Genomic DNA, 23,612 nt, shown 5'->3' with positions numbered 1-23,612 from the left:
CGCCGCCGCCCGCAATGCCGCTGTGCTGAACGGCAGGGCATCTCTCTCGACCATACTCCGGTTGCCCCCGGCGCGGGTTGTAAGCTAATCCCGCTGTGGACGGAGGTCGCCCTCACGGGCATAGGGAGGACGGGATGGCTCGACGCGTGCGCACGCCGAAACCGAAGGCTCAGGCGCAGCCGAAGCGCATGGCGCCCTACCGCCACCCGGAGGCGACGAGCCTGCTCCGCCCCGACGTCGGAACGCAGGCGCAGTTTCGCAAGAAGAAGCCCCCGCAGCGCTACCGCTACGACTCGTCCCTGGCGCCGGCGCTGGAGTGGGACGGCCAGAACCCGGCTCGCGAACAGGGCGAAGCGCTGATCCGCCAGATCCTGGAAGCAGACTCGATCGAGGCCGCCAAAGCGGCCGCCGCGCAGTTGAAGGCGCTGAGCGAGCCCTTTCTCAACTGGGCGGGCAAGGCCGAGCGGCTGTCGTTCGACGTCCCGACGCTGCCGCTTTTCGTCCACGAACGCCTCTCCACCACGGCGATCCTCGAGACGCTCAAGGGCCACAAGCGCGACCGGCAGCTCTCGATGTTCGACCTTTTCGCCGACCCCCAGCGCCCCATCCACGACCAGATCCTGCGCGCCTACGAGTACCCCGACAACTGGGTCAACCGCCTCATCCTCGGCGACTCCCTCGTGGTCATGAACTCCCTCCTGCACTACGAGAGCCTCGGCGGTCAGGTGCAGATGATCTACATGGACCCGCCGTACGGCGTCCGCTTCGGCTCCAACTTCCAGCCCTTCGTCCGCAAGCGCGACGTGAAGCACAACGACGACGAGGACCTGACCCGCGAGCCGGAGATGGTGAAGGCGTACCGCGATACGTGGGAGCTGGGGCTGCACTCGTACCTGACGTACTTGCGGGATCGACTGTTGTTGTGCCGCGAGCTGCTGGCGCCAAGCGGGAGCATCTTCGTGCAGATCAGCGACGAGAATCTGCACCATGTGCGCGAAGTGATGGACGAGGTGTTTGGAGCTGAGAACTTCATCTCCATGACCTGTGCTCGAAAGACAGGGGGGGCCACTAGTGAAACACTCGCGACTGTTATCGATTTCGTCATCTGGTACACGCGGGATCGAGACCATATCAAATACCACCGGCTCTACGTGAAGAAGGCGTTAGGCGAAGAGGGATCGGCCGAGTACACGAACGTCGAACTTGCTGACGGCACTGTGCGCAAGGTTGAACGGGAGGAACTCAGTGGCCTGAGGCCGCTGCCGCCTCACTCGCGCCTTTTCGCGACAGACTCCGCTGTGTCCGATGGGTTCCGTGTGAACACGTCGGTGCCGTTCACCTGGCGCGGCATCACCTTCGATCCCGGGAAAACAAAGAACTGGAAGACAAGCATCGAGGGCATGCTCCGTTTGTGCGAGGTCGGAAGGATCCTTCCGCAGCCGGGCTTGCGGATCTACAAGCGATACTTCGATGACTTCCCCTACCGCGCATTGAACAACGTCTGGATGGACGTTCGCGGCGCCTTGGATCGGATCTATGCAGTCCAAACAGCCGCACAAGTTGTCGAGCGGTGCGTTCAGATGACCACCGACCCCGGTGATCTCGTGCTCGACCCGACGTGTGTGCGGCGCGGGACGCGGGTCTGGGGCGCGACGGAGGCACCCCCCCTCGATCCCCCCGTGAACGGGTGGAAGAGGAACCCGCTCGATCTCGCGGTGGACGGGAGGAGGGCGGCATCAGAGGAAGACGCCACGCGATCAGGTCCCCTCCCCGTCCGCGGGGAGGGTCAGGGAGGGGGCTTCGCGCAGAGCGGCAGCGAAGCGACTGCCACCGGGATGACCGGGGAGGGGGCCCGGTTGACCCCCATCGAGTCGCTGCAACCCGGCGACCGGGTCTACGCGCACGACGGACTTCCGCACCGCGTGATCCGAGTCATCGCGCGCCACTACCGCGGCTGGATGGTGAGTGTGCAGCATGCCGGCACCGTGACACCGCTCTGTATGACCGCCGACCACCGCGTCTTGGCGCGGCTGCGCCCACGAAGCCTCGGCGGCCAGCGCGACTGGTCTGGCAGCCCGCCTGCACATCTCGAGCGCCGGCGGGCGCTGCGCCACGACATGAGTCCGCCGGAGCGCGCGCTGTGGGCCGCGCTTCGTCAACGGCAGAGTGGCTTCAAGTTCCGTCGACAGCATCCGGTCGGCCCGTATATCGCGGACTTCTATTGCCGCGAGGCGCATCTCGTGGTCGAGGTAGACGGCGCAACGCATTTTACGCCCCAGGCTATCGAGTACGACCACGAGCGCGACCGCTACCTGCGCGGGTTGGGTCTCGACGTGTTGCGGGTGCCGGCAAACGAGGTCGGAACGAACTTGGAGGGCGTTGTCCTGTGGATTGAGTCACAGTGCCGCATGCGCCGGGAGTCACCGGAGGGAGCGCAGTGGATACAGGCGGGTTCGCTTCTGCCGGGAGACGTGGTGTTCTGGGTGATGGATGCAGCCCCCCCCCTCGATCCCCCCGTGAACGGGGGGAGGACGAACCCCCTCGATCCCCCCATAGACAGGGGGACGGCGGGAGCGGAGGAAGACGCCACGCGATCAGGTCCCCTCCCCGTCCGCGGGGAGGGCCAAGGAGGGGGCTTTTCCTCGCACCGCGCGATGGACGAGGTGCACCTGACCGGTGCCGAAGTCACTGCCGTCCATCGCGAGTGGTCCGACGAGCGCGTGTACGATCTCGAAGTCGAAGGCGCGCACTCCTTTCTCACCGAGGTGTGCGCCGTGCACAACTGCGGCAGCGGCACCACAGCCTACGTCGCCGAGCAATGGGGCCGTCGCTGGATCACGATCGATACCAGTCGGGTGCCCTTGGCGCTGGCGCGGCAGCGATTGCTGACGGCGACCTTCCCCTTCTACCAGCTCAAGGACCAGAAGCGCGGTCCGGCAGGCGGCTTCATCTATGTGCGCAAGCAGAACAACAAAGGTGAAGAGGTCGGTGGCATCGTGCCGCATGTGACCCTGAAGAGCATCGCCAACAACGAACCGCCGGAAGAAGAGGTGCTCGTCGATCGCCCGGAAGTGGAATCGAAAATCACCCGCGTCTCCGGTCCATTCTGTGTCGAGGCGACGATTCCCACGCCGGTCGATTGGGAAGGCGCTGGCGTCGAGGACTCCGGGGTCGGCGTGGAGACCTACGGCTCCTTTGTGGACCGCATGCTGGAGGTACTGCGCAAGTCGCCGGTGCTGCACGTCGGCGGCGGGAGGACGGTGACGCTGCGCAACGTGCGGCCGCCGGCGAAGACGTTGTCGCTGTCGGCGGAGGCGGTGGTGGTGGTGGTGAACGGGAATGGCTCTGCTTCCCCCTTTGGAAAAGGGGGATCGAGGGGGATTTCCGGCGCGACGGCGGAGGGGGAAATCCCCCCTGGCCCCCCTGTGTCAAAGGGGGAGCCATCGGAAGAAGGCACGGTGGCCGAGCCGCCTGGCGGGGACAGGTGGAAGGCGGAGGGTAAACCCGTGGCCATCGTGTTCGGTCCGGATAACGGCGCCGTCAGCGAGAAGCTGGTGTACGAGGCGGCGCGCGAGGCGCACGCCAAGGCTTACTCCCACCTGTACGTGATTGGGTTCGCGATTCAGCCCAATGCGCGCGAGTTGGTCGAGAAGTGCGACGAAGCCGTCGGCGTGCCGGCAACCTACGTACAGGCAACACCGGATCTGATGATGGGCGACCTGCTGAAGAACATGCGGTCGAGCCAGATCTTCAGCGTGTGCGGGTTGCCGGAGATGCGCCTGCGGCGCGTCGACAGCCGGCAGTCGAGAGCCGGCAGCAAGGGAGAGGAATACCAAGTGGAGCTGGCCGGGCTCGATGTGTTCGATCCGGCGACGATGGAGGCCAAGCCCTACCGCGGCCACGATGTGCCGGCGTGGTTTCTCGATACCGATTACAACGGCCTCTGCTTCCACGTCTGCCAGGCGTTCTTCCCACGCACCGCCGCGTGGGACGATCTGAAGCGGGCGCTGAAGGGCGAGTACGACGATGCGGTGTGGGAGCACCTCGCCGGCACGATCAGCGCTCCGTTCGAGGCGGGTGAGCACGGGACGATCGCGGTGAAGGTCATCGACGACCGCGGCAATGAGCTGATGGTGGTGAAGGACCTGAAGGACGTCGAGCCGTGATCCGCAAGGTCGCGATCCGCCGCTTCAAGCGGTTCGACGAGGTCGAGTTCGTCCTGCCCGACAATATCGTCCTGGCCGGCCCGAACAACACCGGAAAGACGACGGTCTTGCAGGCAATCGCGGCTTGGAGCCTGGCCCTTAACCGCTGGAAGGAGCTGAACGACTTCCAGCGTCACGGCGGCGCGTATCCGAGGGCACCGATTGCGAGGCAGGCCTTTTCGGCCGTACCGCTGCGGGCGTTCGACCTGCTGTGGAATCAACGGGAGTATCGCGGACCCGTGGAAGTCCTGGTCCAAACGGGCGACTGGGCGATTACCATGGAGTTCATTTCTGACAGCACGGAGCAGATCTACGTGCGCCCAAAGCGCGATGCGGAGCCGACGATGGTGCGCAGCGCGAACCTGGCGACGGTGTTTGTGCCGGCGATGTCCGGTCTGGGTGTGGACGAGCCCGTGTATCAGCGGCCGAAGATCGACCAGATGCTCGGCCAAGCGAAACCGGGCGATGTGCTTCGGAATCTCCTGGTAGAGGCCAACGCGTCTGAGCCTGCCTGGCGAGCGATCCTCGAGTCGATTCGACGTCTGTTCGGCTATGATCTGTCGCCGCCGGACGCAACCGGAGCACACATCGTCGCCGAGTACTCGGAACGGTCGGCGGGCGCGCGGTTCGACATCGCCAGCGCCGGGAGCGGGTTTCAGCAGGTGTTGATGCTTCTCACGTTCCTCAATACGCGACCGGGCGCTGTGTTGTTGCTTGATGAGCCTGACGCACACCTTCACGTGATCCTGCAAGACGCGATCTACGGCGAGCTGCGAAGCGTCGCGGCGAAACAGAGGTCGCAACTCGTTATCGCCACTCACTCGGAGGTCATCATCAACTCGGTCGAGCCAAGGGATCTCTGCGTGCTCATGACGCAGCCGCGTATGCTGGCCGATTCCGACGAACGGGCCTTGCTGATCAAGTCGCTCGGGGTCCTGTCGAACGAGGACATCCTGCTCGCCCTCGATGCGCCCGGGGTGCTGTACCTCGAAGACTATACAGACTTGGAGATCTTGCGGGCGTGGGCGAAGACGCTCGGCCATCCGGCACATGAGATTCTGACGACACGCCTGTTCTGGAGAAAGACCGTCGCACAGCCGCGCCCAGGCGCAGAGGGGATCAAAGCGAAGGACCACTACGAGGCCCTACGGCTCATTCGCGACCTCCCGGGGTTGGAGCTTCTCGATGGTGACGCGCGCTCAGAGATTCCGCCGACGCCGATAACGGGGCATGGGCTCCAGCGCCTCCGCTGGCGGCGTTACGAGATCGAGAGCTATCTCTTTCACCCCGCGGCGCTGGCGCGCTACGTCGAATACATGGTGGGACCCGCCGCAGCCTCAGCCCACGCCGACGATCTGCGCAAGTACCTGAACGAAACCCAACCACCCGCCTTCCTGAGAGACCCTCTTGCCGATCACCCCTTTCTGATCGGTACCAAGGCACGAACAGAATTGATCCCGCCGGCATTGGCTGCCGCCGGTCTGCCTGACGTGCCCTACACGCGCTACCATGAGATCGCGGCGTTGATGCCGGCGACGGAGCTGCATCCGGAGGTGAAGGAAAAGCTCGACGGCATCGTGAAGGCCCTTGGTCAATGAGCGGCTTTGAAGTCCAGCAGCCCATCCTCTGCTCCCCGTTTGAGGAGCCGCGAGAGCATTGGCGAATCGTCGAGGGCGAGGAGCCGCAGCGGATGCCGGGGCGGCGGCCGGCGATGTACTTCTATCGGCCGCCCGGTCGCGGTGACGAGACGGAGCCGCGCGACGGCGCGGGCACGGCCATCGAGCTGAAGCTGGTCAATCGGATCCGCGAACGCGTGAAGGAGTGGCGCGCGCATCAGTGGGCGGGGGTGACGCGCACGACGCTGGAGCTGCTGCACTACTGGCGGCGTGACGGCCGCCAGCAGCGGCTGTTCTTCGCACAGCTCGAAGCCGCCGAGACCATCATCTTCCTCACCGAAGCCCGCGCCGATTTCCGGCAGGGCATCGAGGTCCCGCTCGATGAACCGAGCGACGAGCGCAAGGCCGAGGGCTTCGCGGCGTTTCGCCGGTACGCTTGCAAGATGGCGACCGGGTCCGGAAAGACGACCGTGATGGGCATGCTGGCCGCGTGGAGCATCCTTAACAAAGTCACCGACCGCAGCGACGCGCGCTTCTCGGACGTCGCGCTGGTGGTGTGCCCCAACGTGACGATCCGCAATCGGCTGCGCGAGCTCGACCCGAACGAAGGCGAAGCCAGCATCTACCGAACCCGCGACCTGGTGGCGCCGCATCTCATGGCCCTGCTCACGCAGGGCCGGGTGTTGGTCACGAACTGGCACGTGTTCGAGCCGCATGGCGTGCAGGTCGGGGGCGTGAGCGCCACGGTGGCGAAGGCCGGTGTACCCGTGCGGGTCCGCGAGGCCGTCACCATCGGTCCGAAGACGACCGTCGCGCGCGGCAGGCGCTACCTCACGGCCGAGGAGTTGGAACGACAGGTTGCAGCGGACCTCCTGACCGTTGTGGCGGAAGAACGCGACAAGCAGGGACACCTCAAGAAGGTGCAGATCGAAGCCGTGCGCTACGTCGAGAGCGACACGGCGCTCGTGAACCGCATCCTGGGCCGCGAGGTCGGCGGCAAGCAGAACATCCTGGTGTTCAACGACGAGGCCCACCACGCCTACCGCATTCGCCGTCCGGAGCCGGACGAGACCGAGGGCGATCTGTTCGGCGAGGAGGAAGAGGGCGAGGAGTTCTTCAAGGAAGCGACGGTATGGATCGACGGCCTCGATCGGATCCACAAGCTCCGGGGCATCAACTGCTGCGTCGACCTGTCGGCCACCCCGTATTTTCTCGGCCGCGTCGGGCAGGAGACGAACCGGACCTTTGCGTGGGTGGTGAGCGATTTCGGGCTCACCGATGCGATCGAGTCAGGCTTGGTGAAGATCCCGCAGCTCGCCGTGCGCGACACGACGGGCGCCGCGATTCCGGGCTACTTCAACATCTGGCGGTGGATCCTGCCGAGGCTGACTCCCGCCGAGCGCGGCGGCAAGAAGGGCAACCCGAAACCCGAGGCGATTCTCAAGTGGGCCAGCACGCCGATTGCGATGCTGGCGGGCCTGTGGGAGGAGCTGCGCCGCGAATGGGAGTCGATCAAGGACGACCCGCGCCCGCCGGTGTTCATCGTGGTGTGCAAGAACACGAAGATCGCCAAGGTGGTGTACGACTGGCTCGGAGAGGACCGCCCGCCGCCCGGCATCCCGCCGGCGAGCATCGAGGGGTTTCGCAACAACGGCCGCATGAGCACGATCCGCGTCGACTCCAAGGTCGCGCATGAGACCGACACCGATCAGACCAAGAGCGACGAGTCGGCGTGGATGCGCCGGACGCTGGACACCGTCGGCAAGACCGAATGGCCGAAGGACCGGCAGGGACGGCCGATCTACCCGGAGGGGTTTGAAGATCTCGCCAAGAGACGGGGGCAGCCGCTGCATCCTCCCGGCCGCGACGTGCGCTGTATCGTCAGCGTCGGAATGCTCACGGAAGGCTGGGACTGCAACACGGTCACGCACATCGTCGGCCTGCGGCCGTTCATGTCGCAGCTCTTGTGCGAGCAGGTGGTCGGTCGCGGCCTGCGGCGCACCACCTACGAGGTCAGCGAAGACGGCAAGCTGAGCGAGGAAGTTGCCAAGGTGTTCGGGGTCCCGTTCGAGGTGATTCCGTTCAAAGCCAACGTCGGCCCCAAGCCGCCGACTGCCAAGCGCTACCACGTCCACGCGGTACCGGCGAAGGCGCGCTTCGAGATCACTTATCCGCGCGTCGAAGGCTACCGGCAGGCGATCCGCAACCGCGTAACGATCAATCTGGATGCGGCGGCCACACTGGTGCTCGACCCGATGAACATCCCGCCCGAGGTGCAGATGAAGGGGGCGCTGCCCAACAACAAGGGTCGCCATTCGCTCACCGGGCCGGGAAGGATCGAGAGCGTCGACCTCAATCCGTACCGGTCCGGCAGGCGGCTTCAGGAACTGGTCTTCGACCTGGCGCGCGATCTGACCCGCGACTACGTCGCGCAACCCGGGTGTGAAGCGCCGGTGCACGTCCTCTTTCCCCAGCTCGTCCGCATCGCCGAACGGTACCTGCGCGAGCGGGTCCAGCCGGTTCCGCCGACGAACATTCTCGACGTCTTTCTCTCGCCATACTACGGATGGGTGATCGAGCGACTCGTCGCCGCCATTCAACCCGACGCGTCGCAGGGCGAAGCCCCCGAGGTGCCGCGCTACGAAACCAGCCGCGGCCCCGGGTCGACGGCGGAGGTTGACTTCTGGACCAGCCGGGACGTACGCGAAGTCACCCGCAGCCATCTGAACTACGTGGTCGCGGACACCGCGAAGTGGGAGCAGTCGGCGGCGTACGTGATCGACACGCACGCATGCGTCGATGCGTTCGTGAAGAACGCCGGGCTAGGGTTCGCGATCCCGTACCTCCACAACGGCGAACCGCACGACTACATGCCCGACTTCATCGTCCGCCTGCGGACGGAGCCGCCGCGTTTTCTGATCCTCGAAACCAAAGGCTACGATCCGCTCGATGAAGTCAAACGCCAGGCGGCGCAGCGCTGGATCGATGCCGTAAACGCGGAGGGCCGGTACGGGCGCTGGGCGTACGCGCTCGTAAGGAAGGTTGCCGAGATTCCACCGCGGCTGGTACAGGCCACCGCCGTCTGAGCAATGATGGCTCCTCAGCACACAAAGCTGTCCGCCGCTTTGGGTCAGGAATCCGCCGCGTCCCCTCCCTTGCCCCCGTAACCCGCTTTGACGTACCAGTGGCGCCGGGAGACCGCTGCGCCCGTGTACGTCTGGAACCGACCGCCCCTGGCGCCCAGCGCCTTCGCGCGCCTGCCCCTTGGCAGCGTGCGTGCCCTCGGTTGGCTGCACGAGCAGCTTCGCCTCGCCGCCGAGGGCTTCACGGGTCACTTGATGGACATCTGGGAGGACGTGGGGCCGAACAGCGGCTGGCTGGGCGGCAGCGGCGAGAACTGGGAGCGCGGCCCCTATTATGTCCGCGGCCTGCTCGCCCTCGCTTACACCCTCGACGACTCCCGCCTGATCGCCCGGGCACGCCAGTGGATCGAGTGGACCCTCGGCTCGCAACGCACGGACGGGTACTTCGGACCGGCGCACAACGACGACTGGTGGCCGCGCATGCCGATGCTCGATGCTCTGCGCCTCTACCACGAAGCCACCGGCGACCTCCGCGTCCCGCCGTTCATGACCCGCTACTTCCGCCATCAGCAGGCACACCTGCCGTCGCGGCCGCTCGAAGCCTGGGGACGACCGCGCGGAGGGGACAACCTGGACAGCGTGCTGTGGCTGTACAACCGCACCGGAGATCGCCAGCTTCTCGAACTCGCCGATCTCCTGCACGCCCAGACCAGCGACTGGCTGACCGAGTGCGAACGCGAGGCGCCGTCCGCCGACGCTTTCGATTTCGGCCATGGCGTCAACCGTGCCATGGGGCTCAAAGAACCGCTGGTGTTCTTTCAGCGCTCCGGGGACCCGCGTCATCGCGAGGCCTTCCGGATCGGCTGGGAACGTACTCTCGGCGCCCACGGGCAGGTGCAGGGCACATTCTCCGGCGACGAGTTCCTGCACGGTCGGGGTTTCACCCAGGGCACCGAGTTCTGCACCATCGTCGAGCTTTTGGCCACCCTCGAACGGGCCCTGCAAATCGATGGCGAAGCATGGATCGGCGACGCTATCGAGCGCATCGCTTACAACGCCCTGCCGGCGATCATGTCCGCCGATCACCGCACCCATCAGTACTTTCAGCTCGTCAACCAGGTGGAATGCACGCCCGGCGGGCGCAACTTCAACGTTCACCACGAAACCGATTTGCTCTTCGGCCCGTTCAGCGGCTACGGCTGCTGCGCGGCCAATCTGCACATGGGTTGGCCCTGGTTGGTAAGCAGCGCGTGGATGGCCACGCCGGACGGCGGCCTGCTCGCCGGGGTCCTCGCCCCGACGGCGGTGACCGCCACGGTCGGCAACGGCCGGCAGGTCCACATCGTCGAGGAAACGAGATACCCGTTCGAGCCGGACGTCCGCTTCACAGTTCGCCTCGCCAAGGCGGTGGAGTTCCCTCTCTGGGTGCGGGTACCCGGCTGGGCAGCCGGAGTCACGCTCGCCGTCAACGACGTCGCCGCCGACCCGGGCCGGGTCGCCGCGACCACTCAGCCCCGCACCGGTGCGGGCTGGCTCCTGCGCCTCGCACGCCGGTGGACCGACGGCGATCGTGTCGATCTGCACCTCCCGATGCGCCCGCGCGTAGCCCGATGGGATGACGCGCTGGTCGTGGAACGCGGACCGCTGGTGTTCGCTCTCGGTATCGGCGAGGACTGGCGCGCCGTCGGAGGCACGGCGCCGTTCGAGGAGTACGAGGTTCACCCGACGACGCCATGGAACTACGGCTTGCGTCTCGACCCGGAGGACCCGGCGGCGCCGATTGGCGTGGAGTCCGGCCCGGCCGCCGCGCAGCCATGGACGCCAGCCACCGCGCCGGTACGCCTGCGGGTGCCCGGTCAGCGTTTGCCGGAATGGACCACCGCCGGCGGTGTCGGCGGACCGCTGCCACCCGCGGGGACACTTGCCGGGAGCCCCTGCGAGGATCTGACTCTCGTCCCGTTCGGTTGCGCGCGCCTGCGCATTGCGGCATTTCCAATGGTGCGTTGAGGAGTCCTCCTTGTCACGACAGAGCGGCATCGACCTGTTCCGCATCGCGGGCATCCAGATCGCGATCGACTACTCCTGGATCGTCATCTTCCTGCTCGTGCTGTGGAGCCTGACCGCGGGGTACTTCCCGCGCTACTACCCGGGGTACGGCTGGACGCAGTATCTCGTCATCGGTACCGTCGGTTCCTTTCTCTTCTTCGCCTCCGTGCTGATCCATGAGCTGTCGCATGCGATGGTCGCCAACCGGGTCGGACAGAGCGTCAAACGCATCACCCTTTTCATCTTCGGCGGCATGGCGCACCTGTCGCGAGAACCGTCGAGCGCCCGGGCCGAACTGCAGATAGCCGCGGTGGGACCGCTGACGAGTCTCGGGCTCGGCGCCCTCTTCTGGGTTCTCCAGCACTTCGCCGTCGCCGCCCGTGTCGACGCACTGTGGGTAGCGCTGTTCGAGTACCTGGCGTTCATCAATGTCGCGCTCGCGGTGTTCAATCTGCTCCCAGGCTTTCCGCTCGACGGCGGTCGTATCTTGCGGGGTATTCTCTGGTTGCGTTCGGGTAACATGCGCCAGGCGACGGCGCGGGCCGCGGACTGGGGTGCGGGGATCGCGGCCGGTGTCATGGCGCTTGGCGTACTGCAAATCTTTCTCGGGTCCCTGGTTGGCGGCCTCTGGATGATCTTCATCGGCATGTTTCTGCGCGCCGCGGCCAGGGCCAGCTACCACGGCGTGGTCGTCCAGCATGCGCTCGGCGGCGTGCGCGTCGCCGACTTGATGATCGATCGTCCGGAGATGCTGCCCGCCGACATGACGGTAACCGCCGCCGTAGACGAGCATTTCCTGCGCCACGGATACGGCGGGTTTCCGGTCACCCGCGACGGACTGGTGGCGGGGATCGTCACCCTGACCGAGCTCAAGCAGTGCCCACCTGACGAACGTGCACAACGACGCATCGGCGAGTTCATGCGGCCCGCGGACGGAGCCGTCCGCATCGATGCGCGCGCTTCGGTGGCCGACGCGCTCCGGCAGATGATCGAGGCGGACACCGGTCGCCTGCTGGTCACTGCCGGCTCGCGCATCGTCGGACTGATCACCCGCACGGGAATCACACGGGTGATTCAGATGAAGACCGAGTTGGAAGAGGAGCGGTAACTCCTCTTCCCCGTATCTTTCGTTCGAGTACGTGTACCGCTTCGCTGCGTACGGGTACGGATTCAAGTAGCCGATCTGCCGTTCGACATCGCTGTGGAAATCAAGGCGGTACATCGAAGTCGACTGAGGGCAAGTCCGCCTCGGTCCGGGCCGCCCACGCGATCCCCATGCCGCTATCGTCGCGGCGGGTCCACTCGCCCTCCGTACGTTCGTACAGCTTCCGCCAGACCTCACCCGGGGCAGTATCGAAAACGAACCGGGGGTCGGCGTCGACCACCCGCCAATCCCCCCTGCCAATCTCGTTCTCCAACTGCCCCGGCGCCCATCCCGCATGGCCGACGAAAGCGCGCATCCGCTCGGCCTTGCCCTTCCTCGCCAGCGCCTCGCGCAACGCCGCAAGACTGCCGGTCACGTAGACGTCGTCGAACACCCGGCGCGCCTCCTTCGGCTGCCGTGCCGAACGCAACAGCACGATCATCAGGTTCAGCCCGACCGGGCCCCCGAAAAACAACCGGTCCTCGCGCCCACGAAGTTCCGCAATTCCCGGCACCGCTTCGCGCAGGCTGACGCCTGACGGCCGGTTCAGCACGACTCCCATGGCCCCCCCGGCATCGTGCGCGAGCATGAGGATCACCGTGCGCGAGAAGTTGGGGTCGGCCAGCGCCTCGGTCGCCACGAGGAACCGCCCCTCGGTCGTACGCCCCGGCTCGGCCGGCCCGCCCAGACCGGTGGCCGCTCCGGCCGCCCCGTTCGGGTTCGGCCCGATCGCGACCACCCCGGCGACCAGGACTGCAATGGCGACGCGCGGGCTGGTCACGTAATCAGCGACGGGTGCCGCGACCCGCCTGCAGCGCATCCTTACAGGCTTCTCCCAACTCCGCCTCGTGCCCCGTAAGACACTGCTGAATGCGGCCTCGTCCCGGTTGCACATCCTTACAGAACTTCTCCAGCTCGGCCGCACACGCCCCCTGCCAGCGCGAGCGGGCCATCCCACGGCTCCCGGCCGCACCGCCACGGGCACCGCCATCGGCGCCGCCGGATTGCACGTGCTCTTTGCAGGCAGGCGAGAGCTCGTCGAGATGCTTGGTCAGGCATTCGCGGTAGCGCCCCTGCCCTCTTTCGACGCCACTGCAGAACTTGGCGATCTCCGCCGCACACACGCTCTGTCGCGGCGCCCGCCGCCTCCCGCCCATCCGAACGCCCTCCGGCATACCCCCGCCGGCAGCGCCGGCTCCCGTCTGGCCAACCTCCGGCGTCGCCGGTACCGGCGTCGCATCCGCCCCGGCCGGACCACACAACAGCGCCACCGCCGCCATCACTCCCAAAACCGCCATCGCTCGCATCGTCGCCTCCTCTCCTCGCGAATACACCGCCGCCATGTGCCCCCTTCTTGCCAGAGTCCGGCCGACCGCGAAAGACCGGCGCCCGTTAGAACCGCAAGCGAACTCCGGCCCTCGTTCATGCAGCGCCACTCATCGACGCACCTCGATCCTCCCGGGCTGACCCGCAATCACCTCACCCACGACAGCCCGCGCCGCCACGCTCCGCTCCGCCAATCCGCCCAGAAGCGCATCCAGTCGCGCCGGCGCAACGGCCAGCAGCAGCCCACCCGAAGTCTGCGCATCGGCCAGCACCAGCCGATCGATATCCCCGACCCCGGCGTCGAAGGCGCTGAACTCCGCCGCGTATGCGAGGTTGTTCCTGGACCCGCCCGGAACGTGCCCCGCCGCGGCGAGTTCTCGCACACCGTCGAGAACCGGCACCGCACCGGCACTCACCCGCGCCGCCACCCGCGAGGCCGACAGCAAGTTGTGCAGGTGGGTGAGCAAACCGAACCCGGTGATGTCCGTCGCCGCCCGTACCCCGGCACACAACGCCGCATCCTTCGCCTCGCGATTGAGCAACGTCATCAAACGCACCGCTTCCCCGATCTCGGCGTCCGCGACCGCCTGTTTACGTATGGCCTGCGAGACAATGCCGAAACCGAGCGGCTTGGTGAGAACCAACACATCGCCGACGCGTGCACCGGCCTGGGACATCACACGCGCGGGGTCGACGGAGCCGAGAACGCAGAGCCCGTATTTCAACTCGACGTCCTTGACCGTGTGTCCGCCGACCACGGCACAGTTCGCCTCGGCCGCCTTGTCCCGGCCGCCGGTAAAGATGCGAGTCAGGACCTCCTCCGGCAACGTGTCGCTCGGAAAGCCGCACACCGCGAGGGCGGCCTGCGGCTCGCCGCCCATGGCGTACACGTCGCTCAGCGAATTGGCGGCGGCAATCGCTCCGAACGTCTCGGGGTCGTCGACAATCGGAGTGATGAAGTCGACCGTAAACACCAGTCCCGGTCCGCCGGGCGGACGCAACACCGCCGCGTCGTCGAGCGGCCCGACCGTCGGGTCCACCCACGGGTGCGCAATCGGCGCGATCTGTCCGAGGACCTGAACCAGGTCCTTCGCTCCGAGCTTGCGCGCTCAACCGCCGGCGGTCACGAGCGTCGTCAGGCGAATGGCTTCGGCTTGGGGGTTGGGCATGGGGGCTTGGGGGCACACCGTGTCGGCACGAGCGCGAGATACCCTACCAATGTTGCCGCCTGGTGCCTACGGCGTGGGTTTGAATACCATGAAGCTCTGGCGCGACAGGAAGTCGTGTGACCGCTCCAGGCGGTAGCCGGCGGTGGCCATCTGAGTCACGATCGTCGACGGCGGGGTGCCGTGACCGAAGAGCCACACCAGCGTGGAGCGTTGGGCATCGAGATCGATGATGGCGACGCGCCCGCCCGGCCGCAGCGCCGACCGCAGACGGGAAAAATACTCTACCGGATGGTCGAAGTGATGGTACGTGTTGCAGGTAAAGACCAGGTCGACACTCGCCGGCGACAGGGTCGAGTTGTCCGGCGGCGCCAGCATTACCTCGACATTGCGGTAGCCATCCTCGGCCGCGCGCTCCCGCAGGTAGTCGGTCATGTCCTTATCGACGTCGACGGCATAGACAAGGCCGCCCGGCCCGACCGCGTCAGCGAGCTTGAACGCGAAATATCCGCCGCCGGCGCCGATGTCGGCAACACGCTCGCCCGGCTGCACTTCCAGCGCCGCCAGCACCTGCTCGGGCTGCTGCCACCCGTCACGGCTGAAGCCCTCGTACGCCCAGCGCTTGTAAGCGCCGCAGCCGCCAATCAGCGCCAGCAACACCGCTGCCGCCACGGCACCTCGCACCCTGGCGATCATCGAATGCATCGATCTATCCATGTCAGCTCCATCACCCGCTTGGAGCACGGAACAAGGCATTGAGACAAGAAGCAGCCGCGAATGGCAGGTAACCCGCCCATGGGTTCGCCCGGGGGTGCTCGCCAACCTTATCGCGGACTGGTAAACGCCTGCGGATCGCCGATGAATCCGCCGGTCGCCCTGATAATTCCGCACGACTCCGCCTTCGTGCGCACCCGCGTCGGCGGCCTGTCGTTGCTGCTGCGCGGCGTGTGCGTCTTCGCCCGCAGCGGCATGCGCGTTTATGTCCTGCGCACCCCCGCTTGCTCGGAGGCGACGGTCCCGGACCTCCCGGCTGCTTTGGCCCGGCGCGAAGGAGTGCCGCCCCCGGTGTGGGTGGACAACGCCGACGCCGTCCCCTCGGCGGGTCTGTTCGTCCTCCGCGCCCCGGCAACAATCGACAAGCCGCTGGTGGCGGCAATCCGGACCGCCGGCGTCGGACGCGTGGTTCGGGTCGGCGCCGACCCTGACGGGAACGCGGCCCTGTGGTACGCCGACACGAACCATGCCCCCGCCTTGCGGGCGGCGATCGACGGCGGGACCGCCAGGCTGCCTGCGGACGTGCAAGCCTCGGTCGTCGATTACGATCCCGACGGCAGCGGCCTGTTCGTACCAACTACCACCGCCGAAAGTGTTCGCAGGGCCGAAGCGGCGCTACTCGCGGCAACGACGAAACCGTCCGACACTTTCATCGCCCGCCACTTCGACCGCCACATTTCTCACTGGCTCACCGGACGGTTGATGCACGGCGACATCACCCCGAATCGGATCACCCTCCTCAGCACTCTCGTCGGCCTGACCGGCGTCGCCTTGCTGCTCGCGGGCACGTACGGTCCGCAGGTGGTCGGGGCCTTTCTCGTACTGCTGGCGACCATCATCGACGGTGTCGACGGCGAAATCGCGCGCCTCAAGTTCCTCGAATCAAATCTCGGCCGTAAGCTCGACTTCTGGCTCGACAACGTCGTCAACGCCTCCGCACTGTTCGCCACCGGCGCAGGCTATGGCCTCGCCCACGGGAGTCCCGTCTATCTATGGGCGTCGGCGTTCAACCTCGTCGCCGCGGCGGCGACGACTGTGCCGATTTACTTCCTGTTCTTCCGCCCGGGGGCTACCGCCGGCGGCTCACGTCTCGCGGCGGTGCTCACCGTTTTCACCGGGCGGGACTACGCCTACCTGGTGTTCGTCATGGCCCTTCTGGGCGTCGTTCACTGGTTTACCTGGCTCTGCCTCGCGGGCCTCGCGGTCTTCATGCTGGCTGCCCTCGCTCTGTTCGCACAGCGCACCTTCCGGTCCGGTAGGTAGGGGAAGACTCAACCCCCGAGCCCGCCGCTGCCGTACTCCGTGGCCGGCCCGGCCCCGCCGGGCCCGAGGCGCCCGCTGTCCCCGAAGTGCCCCCTGCCGGGCACGTGATTCACCTCGATGCGAATGCCGTCCGGGTCTTCGAACAGCACCGAGTAGTACCCCGGAGCCCATGCCCCCTCCTCGGGCGGGTGCACGACGCGGGCGTGGAGGGTCTCGACGGCGAACCCGTGAATGGCGTCGACATCCTCGCGGCTGCGGGCCCGGAAGCAGATGTGATGAAGCCCGGGTCGTTCCTGATCGAACGGTACATCGCGCTTCGCGGGTGGGGCGCCGCGGACCAGCACCCCGGTGCGGCCTCCGATGCAGTACACGATGTCGTCGGCCCGAATCAGCGTACGCATGCCCATGAACTGACAGAGCTGCTCCCAGAACGGCACGCAGCGGTCGGGGTCCTGGGCGGTCAGTTGGATGTGCGCAATGCCGTTGATCTCCACGCTCATGAGGTCCTCCGGAACGGGTCTTTCGCCGCGGCGCACCTGACCACAGCCGGGCCTTGCCCGCAAGGCGCACGGCGGCTCGCCGTGGACCGGCCGTTGCAACGCCCGCTTCACCGGCTCGCGCGGCGACTCTGCCCGCCCGGGCTGCGTGGCGCCGGCGCCTCCGGCTCGGCCCCTTCGTCGTTCGCACAACACTGCGTCGACAGAAACTCCGCCACCGCCCGCAGGTTAGCGACCCTGGCCCGGTAGCGAATGCGCTGCGCCTCGCGCGTCGACTCGACGACTCCGGCGTGGCGCAGGGCATCGAGGTGATGCGACAGCGTCGAACCGGGCATGGATACCAGTTCCTGGACTTCGCTGACGACGAGGCCCTGCGGGTGCGCACGCAGGAGCGCGCGCAGGATCGCCAACCGGCCCGGGTGCCCGAGGGCAGCGAATACGACGGCAACAGTATCGAGATCGGTCGTCGACATGGGCCACAGCATAGCCGAGCTTGACATACTAATCTAGTGCGCTAGTGTGCCAGAAACATCGAAATGAGGATTGCTCCGATGCCAAAGACCCGTCTCCGTGTCGTTCGCCGCGTCCTCGCCGCCGTTCTGCTCCCCGCCGCCGGCATCGTTGCGCTGGTCGCTTACCGGACAGCACGATTACCGGCTCCGGCGACGCCGCCGCCGGCCGTGCGTATCGATGTGGAAGCGGACGCTCTCGCCGCTCGTCTCGCCGAGGCGATTCGCTTTCGCACCGTGTCCGTGCCGGTGCCCAAACTCGATGCCGATGCGGAATGGAGAGCTTTTCATCAGTGGCTGGCACAGCGCTTCCCGCGCGTCCACGCCCAGTTCGAGCGCGAAGTCATTGGCGGGCGCAGTCTCCTTTTCACCTGGCGCGGAAAGCGCGCCGCCCTTGCGCCGGCGGCGCTGCTGTCGCACCAGGACGTCGTCCCCGCAGACGAGGGCCCCGGCGCCGGGTGGACGCATCCGCCGTTTGCCGGTGTGGTCAGCGACGGCTTCGTCTGGGGACGTGGCGCCATCGACGACAAGGTCGGTGTGGTGGGTATTCTCGAGGCCTGCGAGCGCCTGCTCGGCGAGGGCTTCGTCCCGCAACGCACGCTGCTTCTGGCCTTCGGCCACGACGAAGAGGCGAACGGCGCCGACGGCGCTGGCCGCATCGCCGCGCGACTCGCGGAACGCGGCGTGCGGCTCGACTTCGTGCTCGACGAAGCCGGCTTCGTTCTCGAAGGGGCCGTGCCGGGCGTGGCCCGGCCAGTGGCGGTGATCGGTATTGCCGAGAAGGGTGCGGCTTACGTCGAGCTCTCGGCACCAAACCCCGGCCCGACCCACTCCTCATCCCCGGCGCGTGACAATCCCGTAGCCCTGCTGGCGCACGCCCTGGTCCGACTCGACGATCAACCGTGGCCCACGCGGCTCGTCCCTTCGGCACGCGCCTTTCTTACGTCGATCGCTCCCGAAACTCACGGCGTACTCCGGGTAGCGCTCGCCAACCTCTGGCTCTTCGAACCTCTCGTGCGCCAGCAGCTCGCCGCAAGCGCCGCCTCGAACGCGATGGTACGAACCACAGTCGTCGGCACGCGGCTCGAGGGCGGAATAAAGGACAGCGCTATCCCCAACGTCGCCCGCGGCGTCGTGAGCGTGCGCATACTGCCTGGGGACACGGTCGCGTCGAGTCTCGAGCGCTTGCGCAACGTGATCGCCGACGAGCGCATCGACATCAAAGTCCTGCGCGCGCGCGAACCCTCGCCGACCTCGCCTACCGACTCAACCGCCTTCGCCCTCGTCGGGCAGACAGTCCAGGAAGTCTTCCCCGACGCCGCGGTCGCGCCCGTGCTGACCACCGGCGGCACCGACGCCCGCTTCTACACCGGCCTCACACCGAACGTGTTCCGTTTCACGCCGGTGCGCGGGGCGGTCTCCGAGCTTGGTCGTGCCCATGGCGCCGACGAACGCATCGCAGTCAGCGCCTACGCCGACGCCGTGAGGTTCTACTTGCGCTTGATCCGGAACGCCACCGCCAGGGCCGAATGAACCGGCCTCGACGCGCGGTGCGCGCCGGCCCGAGAAACACTTCCCGGTGGCGGTCGCCGAAGAAGAAGGTGCGCGGATTGTGGAAGGTCGGGGTCACGCCAGGGCGACCCATCAGGTCGAGCTGGTCGGGTCGAGTCATCTGTGCGTGCACGATTATGTGCCGGACCCGGGCCGGGCGCGCGCTCTCCACAGCTCACGCCCCCCCGGTGCCGGCAGCTTCGGCGTCTTGCCTCATTCACTTCCGCGCAACGAAGCGGATCGACGGCCGTGTCCACGCAGGATCGAAGAAGCCCTCGACGGAGCTCGCCAGCGGCCCCTCCCCTGCCATCGCATCCATCTCGTCCAGCGGCCCGTAGCGCAGCGCCCCGCCGACGCACGTCTCCACGCACACCGGAGCGAGTCCCGCGTCCTGCCGCGCCATACAGAAGTCGCACTTGGACACGCGGGACCGATCCGGCGCCGGCCGCGGCGCACCGTAGGGACAGGCGCCAACGCAGCGCCGGCAGCCGTTGCAGCGGTCGGGATCGACGGTAACGATGCCATCGGATACGCGCTTCTGAATGGCGTCGGCCGGGCAAACGGCCATGCAGGCAGGCCGTTCGCAATGGTTGCAGGCCAGCGAAAGGTTGTGCTGGACGACGTCGGGAAACGCGCCGCGCTCGTGCGAGGTCACCTGCCGCCAGTTCACCTCGGCGGTGGTTTCGTTGTACACCTGACAGGCGACCCGGCACGACTGGCACCCGATGCAACGAGCCGGATCGAACAGGAAGCCCACCTGAGTCATCGCATGCTCCGTGCCCAGCGCGGGCCGTCGGCCCCGGAGTGACACCCGGCGCACGTCTGGTTGTACGCGTGACGAGCGCCCTGTTGCGGGTACTCGCCGGGAAACCCGGGGCGCCCCGCACCCGCGTGACACGAGGTGCACGGAGCAGCCACCCGTACCACCTCGTAGTGGATCTCGTGGAAGCCCTTCTGCGCCAGCGGAAGATCGGTCGGCCCGACCTTGCCACGGTGACACGACAGACAACGCCCGTTGTCGTGCGCGTCGCCGAGAACGATCGGATGGCCCCGCCGCTCCAGCACCGCTTCGCCGTAGTCCACGCGGACCATCTCCTCTCTCCCCACCCCGTCCGGGCGGAATGCGGTGCTCTCCTTGTCGGCACAGGCGTTGACCAGTAACAGCAACGCGACCGTCGCCGGCACCAACCGCCGAAACGGCCTGGTCACCAGGCCCATCGACAGCACCGACACGTACACCAGCGCCGCCAGCACCACGCGAGCCGCGGCAGCAGCCAGCACCTCCGATCCCGTCACGCGCACCAACACGGCAGTCAGCAGCGTCTCGAGCCCAAAGCTGCCGCCGCCGAGACTCCGGGTGGCCACGCCCAGCATCACCCACACCCCGGCCGCGGCGAGCGTAAAACGGAGAAACCGCCACCGCCGCCCCACCAACGACGCCGCAATCCCGGACGCCACCACCAGTTCCCAGCCACCCGACCCCAGAAAGGCTACCTCGACGCCACAGAGAACCGCCGCATATCCAAGCCGCACTGCGACGGGCGATTCTCCCAGCAGGGGCGCCACGCCGGGGAAGAGCGGAATGCGGAACACGCGCATTCCGAGCTCGAGCAGCAACGGGAGCCCCATTTGCAGCGCACCCTTGCGGCCAGACACACCGATGAGAGCCCGGTTCATACGCGCCGCACCCGCACCCGAGTATCGTTGAACGCGAGGTTGCCACCAATGGGATCTGTGCCGTCGCCCAGCACGGGATTGCCGCTGACGCCCCGGCCGACCGCCGTGTGCGCGTAGGCCGTGTGGCCGAAGTGGTGCGCCAGCGCGAGCGTATCGGGACGAATGCCCGCCGATACTCGCACCCGCGCGGCGAGCGCGCCCCGCCGCGACTCGACCTGCACGGTGTCGCCGCTCTCGACACCGATCTGCGCCGCCGTCTCCGGGTTCATGACGATCGGGTTGTCCGACTGGATCCCGGCCAGATACGGGTTCTCCGCCGTCGCCGACTGAGTGTGAAACGGCAGCTTGTGCGTCACGAGGTGATACGGAAAGATCGCGTCGTCGGTCGACGTCCGCCACGTCGCCGGCCGGGGTTCGCGCGCAAAGCCCGCGGCGGTCAGGAGGCTCGAGACCAGTTCGACCCGACCCGACGGCGTCATGAACCCGCCCTTCCGGAGTCGTCCCGGCGCAATCGGCTCCGCCGGCCACTCGACAAAACCACGGCCCCGCAACTCCTCGAGCGATACGCCGGTGCCGGCAAGCTGAGCACGCAGAAACTCTTCGTAGCGAGAAAACGGAAACTCCCTTTCGAGCCCCATTGTCCTGGCGAGCGACAGGATGATTTCCTGACTCGGCCGCGACTGGAACCGCGGCTCGATGACGGGCTGGCGCAGGCTGACGCGCAGCGGCGCGGGAAACCATAGATCCAGCCCTTCGAGGTACGTCGACGCGGGCAGCACCACGTCGGCCCACCGTGTGGTCTCCGACGCGAAGGCGTCGATCGACACAATCAGGTCGATCTTCTCCATGGCCTCGACCAGTTCCGACCCCTGCGGCAGCGAGTACACCGGATTGACCGCGTTGAAGATCAGCCCCTTCAACGGGTACGGGTCGGCGCGCAGAACGTTCCGCGGCACTTCGTGGGAGACGCCGAAGAAGGCCGCCGGGTAGGCCGGCCCCCGCCCCACGGGCAACGGCAGGCGCCCCCCGTTGGCGCGATCGATGCGCGCGCCGCCGGGGTCCTTGACGACGGGTTGGACCTTGGCCAGCGGGATCGACGGGAAGGGAAGCAGGCGCACGCCGCCGTCGCGGTCGAAGGCACCGAGCAGCGCGTTCAGGATCTCGGCCATCCGCACTGCGTCGGTCGCATCCCGATGCGTGACCACGCCGCGCCCCACGGCAACGACGCTGCGGAGCTCGGCCAGAGCCGCGGCGACCCGCAGGAAACGCTCGCGCGGTATTCCCGTCGCGGCGCAGACCTCGTCGACGCCGAACTGCGCCAGGTGACGGCGAATCGTCTCGAAGCCAAAGGTGTGGTCGCGCACGAAGTCGCGGTCGAACCGCTCGTTGACGATGAGCCACTGTGCCAGCCCGGCGAGCAGCACACCGTCGGTCCCAGGCCGGATCGGCACCCACAGGTCCGACCGCGCCGCGGTTTCGGAAAGGCGCGGGTCGACCGTGATCAGCATCGTACCCCGCGCCTTCGCGTCGAGAATCTCTCGCGCCGCCAGCACCAGGTCCTTGGCGCCCAGCGGATTGATGCCAACGGCGAGAATGCACTCGGCGTTGGCGTAATCGTAAACGGCTCGCGCGGCGCCGTACGTCATCGCGCCGCCCAGCAAACGGCTCGCATCGCAGGTCGACACGTGCCCGATGAAATTCGGCGACCCCAGCGCGTGCACGAAACGCTCGAATATATCCGGCCGGTCCATGTTGAGGTTCTGCCAGAGAGCGATGCTCTGCGGCCCGTGGACGCGGCGGATGCGCTCGAGGCCGGCGGCCACCGTTCCCAGCGCGTCGTCCCACGACACGCGCTTCCAGCTCCCGGCGCCGCGTGCGCCGGCACGGATCAGCGGCGTGCCGAGTCGTTCCGGATGGATCGGCTTGTACAGTCCGGCGTGGCCTTTGGCGCACAACCGGCCCCGGTTCACCGGACTGTCGGGGTGACCCGCAAGCCGCACCACCCGGTCCCCGGCCCGGGTCGCCAGCACCGTGCAGCCGAGCGTGCACATGTTGCACGTGGTGGGGATCCGACCGTCGCCGGCCACCGGCACAACGCCTTCGAGCCGAGCCCCCTGCCCCGCTTCGAGCGCCCGCGGCGGCCACGGCACGGTCGCCGTCACGGCCGTGGCCACGCCGACGCCAATGAACTCGCGTCGCGTCAGCATGCGCCCTCCCCGCAGTCGCCGTCACCGCGAACCGTCATGGCCATGTCCTTCCATTGCCGCCGGCGTCAGCCGCAACAGCCGTCGCCGCAGAGCCGTCCCACCGTCTGCACGAACTCCCGCACCGCCCGCTTGACCTCGACGCTGCGCGCCTTTGGCAGCCCGTCGACGGCGAGTCGCAAGCTCTTCGACAGACACGCCCAGTACTGGCGGTGCGCGGCTCGGCCCTCGGCCGTCAGGTCGAGCCGCACCGCCCGCGCGTCCTGCGGCGCCGGCGTGCGCGCGAGAAACCCCTTGTCCACCAGCGGTTCCACGAGTCGCGTCGTGGTGCTCTTTTCCACGGCAAGGGCGTCGTGCAACCGGGCCAGATCCAGACCGCCGCCCGCCTGATCGACGTGATCGAGAATCGTGAACTGCACAAAGGTGACGCCGCCGCAGTGCACGTTGTCCTGCTGAAACAACCGTGACACCCGCGCCACGTCCCGCAGCAGCTCGTACGCCTCGCGAAGTTCGCTCTTCGTCGACATGACGATGGTTGTATACCACAACTA

The 23,612-nt window shown here is 67.2% G+C and carries 17 protein-coding genes; 7 read left to right on the top strand and 10 right to left on the bottom strand.

Annotation, left to right across the window (positions count from 1 at the left end; translation table 11 throughout):
• Positions 1–134: 134 nt before the first annotated feature.
• The 5 genes from L6Q96_01355 to L6Q96_01335 all read left to right on the top strand — a co-directional run bounded on the left by L6Q96_01355 (position 135) and on the right by L6Q96_01335 (position 12,058).
• Positions 135–4,166 carry a DUF559 domain-containing protein gene (locus L6Q96_01355; GenBank protein ID MCK6553223.1) on the top strand — a complete coding sequence of 1,344 codons (4,032 nt, stop codon included), beginning with the start codon at positions 135–137 and terminating at the stop codon, positions 4,164–4,166.
• Positions 4,163–5,803, top strand: coding sequence for an AAA family ATPase (locus L6Q96_01350; protein ID MCK6553222.1), 1,641 nt, complete (start codon positions 4,163–4,165; stop codon positions 5,801–5,803). The genes L6Q96_01355 and L6Q96_01350 overlap by 4 nt, the downstream gene beginning before the upstream one ends.
• The gene (locus L6Q96_01345; GenBank protein ID MCK6553221.1) at positions 5,800–8,907 is read left to right on the top strand and encodes a DEAD/DEAH box helicase family protein; all 3,108 of its coding nucleotides are present in this window, start codon (positions 5,800–5,802) and stop codon (positions 8,905–8,907) included. The genes L6Q96_01350 and L6Q96_01345 overlap by 4 nt, the downstream gene beginning before the upstream one ends.
• Before the next feature lie 123 nt (positions 8,908–9,030).
• Positions 9,031–10,911, top strand: coding sequence for a glycoside hydrolase family 127 protein (locus tag L6Q96_01340; GenBank protein MCK6553220.1), 1,881 nt, complete (start codon positions 9,031–9,033; stop codon positions 10,909–10,911).
• A gap of 10 nt (positions 10,912–10,921) precedes the next feature.
• Positions 10,922–12,058: a site-2 protease family protein gene (locus tag L6Q96_01335; GenBank protein MCK6553219.1), complete on the top strand. Its 1,137-nt coding sequence runs from the start codon at positions 10,922–10,924 to the stop codon at positions 12,056–12,058.
• Between the two features lie 100 nt (positions 12,059–12,158).
• Here L6Q96_01335 and L6Q96_01330 read toward each other — a convergent pair whose 3' ends face one another.
• From L6Q96_01330 to L6Q96_01315, 4 genes are all read right to left on the bottom strand, one after another.
• Positions 12,159–12,914, bottom strand: a complete 756-nt coding sequence (locus L6Q96_01330) for a YqgE/AlgH family protein (protein MCK6553218.1) — start codon at positions 12,912–12,914, stop codon at positions 12,159–12,161.
• Positions 12,880–13,392 carry a cysteine rich repeat-containing protein gene (locus tag L6Q96_01325; GenBank protein MCK6553217.1) on the bottom strand — a complete coding sequence of 171 codons (513 nt, stop codon included), beginning with the start codon at positions 13,390–13,392 and terminating at the stop codon, positions 12,880–12,882. The genes L6Q96_01330 and L6Q96_01325 overlap by 35 nt, the downstream gene beginning before the upstream one ends.
• Positions 13,393–13,530: 138 nt before the next feature.
• On the bottom strand, positions 13,531–14,475 hold the full coding sequence (gene selD / locus L6Q96_01320; protein MCK6553216.1) for a selenide, water dikinase SelD: 945 nt from the start codon (positions 14,473–14,475) through the stop codon (positions 13,531–13,533).
• Between the two features lie 180 nt (positions 14,476–14,655).
• Positions 14,656–15,303, bottom strand: a complete 648-nt coding sequence (locus L6Q96_01315; GenBank protein MCK6553215.1) for a methyltransferase domain-containing protein — start codon at positions 15,301–15,303, stop codon at positions 14,656–14,658.
• A gap of 141 nt (positions 15,304–15,444) precedes the next feature.
• On the opposite strand from L6Q96_01315, the gene L6Q96_01310 reads away from it, so the two are divergent.
• Entirely contained in the window at positions 15,445–16,623 is a 1,179-nt protein-coding gene (locus L6Q96_01310; GenBank protein ID MCK6553214.1) for a CDP-alcohol phosphatidyltransferase family protein, read from the top strand.
• An 8-nt stretch (positions 16,624–16,631) separates the two neighbouring features.
• Here L6Q96_01310 and L6Q96_01305 read toward each other — a convergent pair whose 3' ends face one another.
• Together L6Q96_01305 and L6Q96_01300 are read right to left on the bottom strand one after the other, a co-directional pair.
• The gene (locus tag L6Q96_01305) at positions 16,632–17,123 is read right to left on the bottom strand and encodes a VOC family protein (protein MCK6553213.1); all 492 of its coding nucleotides are present in this window, start codon (positions 17,121–17,123) and stop codon (positions 16,632–16,634) included.
• A 107-nt stretch (positions 17,124–17,230) separates the two neighbouring features.
• Positions 17,231–17,593, bottom strand: a complete 363-nt coding sequence (locus L6Q96_01300) for a metalloregulator ArsR/SmtB family transcription factor (protein MCK6553212.1) — start codon at positions 17,591–17,593, stop codon at positions 17,231–17,233.
• A 78-nt stretch (positions 17,594–17,671) separates the two neighbouring features.
• Between L6Q96_01300 and L6Q96_01295 the strand changes: the two genes are divergently transcribed.
• On the top strand, positions 17,672–19,162 hold the full coding sequence (locus tag L6Q96_01295) for a M20/M25/M40 family metallo-hydrolase (GenBank protein ID MCK6553211.1): 1,491 nt from the start codon (positions 17,672–17,674) through the stop codon (positions 19,160–19,162).
• A gap of 235 nt (positions 19,163–19,397) precedes the next feature.
• On the opposite strand, the gene L6Q96_01290 is transcribed toward L6Q96_01295, so the two are convergent.
• The 4 genes from L6Q96_01290 to L6Q96_01275 all read right to left on the bottom strand — a co-directional run bounded on the left by L6Q96_01290 (position 19,398) and on the right by L6Q96_01275 (position 23,588).
• The gene (locus L6Q96_01290) at positions 19,398–19,946 is read right to left on the bottom strand and encodes a 4Fe-4S dicluster domain-containing protein (GenBank protein ID MCK6553210.1); all 549 of its coding nucleotides are present in this window, start codon (positions 19,944–19,946) and stop codon (positions 19,398–19,400) included.
• Positions 19,943–20,857, bottom strand: coding sequence for a hypothetical protein (locus L6Q96_01285; GenBank protein MCK6553209.1), 915 nt, complete (start codon positions 20,855–20,857; stop codon positions 19,943–19,945). Before L6Q96_01285 ends, L6Q96_01290 begins: the two co-directional genes overlap by 4 nt.
• Positions 20,854–23,064 (bottom strand): molybdopterin-dependent oxidoreductase, encoded by a 2,211-nt coding sequence (locus L6Q96_01280; protein MCK6553208.1) that lies wholly within the window; start codon positions 23,062–23,064, stop codon positions 20,854–20,856. The genes L6Q96_01285 and L6Q96_01280 overlap by 4 nt, the downstream gene beginning before the upstream one ends.
• 65 nt (positions 23,065–23,129) lie before the next feature.
• Positions 23,130–23,588 (bottom strand): MarR family transcriptional regulator, encoded by a 459-nt coding sequence (locus L6Q96_01275; GenBank protein ID MCK6553207.1) that lies wholly within the window; start codon positions 23,586–23,588, stop codon positions 23,130–23,132.
• Positions 23,589–23,612 lie beyond the last annotated feature (24 nt).

It is taken from the genome of Candidatus Binatia bacterium, assembly GCA_023150935.1.
GTDB lineage: Bacteria > Desulfobacterota > Binatia > HRBIN30 > HRBIN30 > JAKLJW01.
Note: the sequence above shows the minus strand (reverse complement) of the source record. Positions and strands in the feature narration are given on the sequence as shown.